The organism is Janthinobacterium sp. BHSEK (assembly GCF_056174685.1).
Genome location: NZ_JBWBYV010000194.1, coordinates 1 through 1,975 on the forward strand (window position 1 = coordinate 1; position 1,975 = coordinate 1,975).

Sequence of the window (1,975 nt, forward strand, 5' to 3'; positions counted from 1 at the left end):
TTGTGGTGGCCGACCAGGCAGTGCGCGACTGTAACGGCCAGGTGCGGCTGATGGCGGACGAACTCGCGTCCCTGAAAAGCATGGTCACGGTTAACACCTCGCCAATCTGCCAAGCCATCGTCGGGGGCATGCTGCTTGAGCATGACGGTTCGCTGGCCCTCCTCAGCAAAGACAAGGGAGCGCTCTACCGCCGCAACCTTGGCCTGCTGCTGGACGCGCTGACGCGCCATGTCGGCATGAATGGTGATCCTGCTCACGGCGTGCACTGGCATGTGCCGGCCGGCGGCTTCTTCCTGCGCATGCGTCTGCCGGTGGCGGCCGACGCCGCGCTGCTCAAGCTGTGCGCCCGGGACTATGGCGTGCTGTGGACGCCGATGAGCTATTTCCATCTCAATGACGCAGGCAACCAGCAATTGCGACTCTCGTGCAGTTATTTGACGCCGCAACAGATCGACGAAGGCGCGCGCCGGCTGGCGGCTTTCCTGCATAGCGAACACGTCGGCCGGCGGCCGGCGCCGGTCCATGAACTGCTGACGGAGTATTAATTATGGGAAATATGATGCACGAGCTGGGACAGGCCACCCGCGTGCGCTATGACAAGCGCGGGCATGTGGCCTACATCACCCTCGACCGGCCGCAGGCGCTCAATGCTCTGGACCTGCGCACCCATGCCGAACTGGCGGCCATCTGGGGTGATTTCGAGCAGGATGACAACCTGTGGCTGGGCGTGCTCACCGGGGCCGGTGAGCGTGCTTTCTCGGTCGGTCAGGACCTCAAGGAACTGGTGCGGCGCAACCAGGCCGGGGTTCCGCCATCGAGCTTTGGCAGCGCCGGCGGCACAGGCTGGCCGCGGCTGACGGAGCGTTTTTCCATGTCCAAGCCTTTGATCGCCCGGGTCAATGGTTATGCGCTGGGCGGCGGTTTCGAGCTGGCGCTGGCATGCGACATTATCGTCGCTGCCGAGCATGCGGAGTTCGCCCTCCCCGAAGCCCGGCTGGGGTTGATCGCGGGGGCTGGCGGCGTATTCCGCCTGACCCGGCAACTGCCGACCAAGACCGCCATGGGCTATCTGATGACGGGACGGCGACTGAGCGCCGAACGCGCCTACCAGCTGGGCCTGGTCAACGAGGTGGCGCCGATGGCCGAGCTGGACGCATGCGTCGAGCGCTGGGTCGATGACGTGCTGCGCAGTGCGCCGTTGTCGCTGCGGGCGATCAAGGAAGTGGCGCAGAAATCGTCGACGCTGCCGCTCGACCAGGCCTTCCAGGCCACTTACGAGTGGGAGGAACGCCGCCGCGCCAGCACCGATTGCCTGGAGGGGCCACGCGCCTTCGTGGAGCAGCGCCCGCCTGCCTGGAAAGCCAGCTAGCTGGCGCCATGAGCAGCTCTGGCTAGCAGAATTGCTAGTACCAATCGATGCACCACTTTGATTTAATGCTTGTACCGGCCCCGCCTTTGCGGTGCCGCTCCAGGCAAGAATCAGATGAGGAGAGTGTCGATGTACCCAACCAGACTAGCCGGTGCCATGTTCGTGGCATGTGCTGCCGCAGGCTGCGCGGTCGGGCCGGATTACCGCAGTCCGGCGCTGGCCGCACCGCCACGATTCGAGGCTCCGCTGCCGCATAGCCTGCAGCAGGAGGGGACGCCTCCTGTGCCGGCCGACGCCGATCTGGCCTGGTGGCGGCAGTTCGACGACCCGCTGGTGGCCGAACTGGTGCAGGCGGCGCAGGTCGATTCTCCCACCCTGGCGCAGTCGCTGGCGCGCGTGCTGCAGGCGCGCGCCGTCTACCAGGCCGCTGGCGCGGCGCGTCTGCCGGGGCTGGGCTTGAACGCCAGTGCCGCCCGCGCCCGTAGCGTGAGCGCTCCCGGCGCCTCGATGGTGGCCACCACGCTTAACCGCAGTCTCGATGCCAGTTGGGAGGTCGACTTGTTTGGCGCCCGCGCCAAGGCTGCCGAGGCGGCCGATGCGCGCTGG

Annotated in this window: 3 protein-coding genes; all 3 read left to right on the forward strand. The window is 66.5% G+C overall.

Annotated elements, in window-relative coordinates:
• The coding region (locus tag AC0V2Y_RS28320) for an aminotransferase class I/II-fold pyridoxal phosphate-dependent enzyme (protein WP_475418455.1) at window positions 1-545 on the forward strand (545 nt) is incomplete at its 5' end.
• Window positions 546-556: 11 nt separating this feature from the next.
• Window positions 557-1,369: an enoyl-CoA-hydratase DpgD gene (dpgD, locus tag AC0V2Y_RS28325; protein ID WP_475418046.1), complete on the forward strand. Its 813-nt coding sequence runs from the start codon at window positions 557-559 to the stop codon at window positions 1,367-1,369.
• 282 nt (window positions 1,370-1,651) lie between these two features.
• Window positions 1,652-1,975 (forward strand): TolC family protein (locus AC0V2Y_RS28330; RefSeq protein WP_475418456.1); only part of this gene is annotated, 324 nt, incomplete at its 3' end.

Coding starts and splice junctions, on each gene's coding strand:
- dpgD (WP_475418046.1), top strand. CDS start 557: ATGATGCACGAGCTGGGACAGGCCACCCGCGTGCGCTATGACAAGCGC.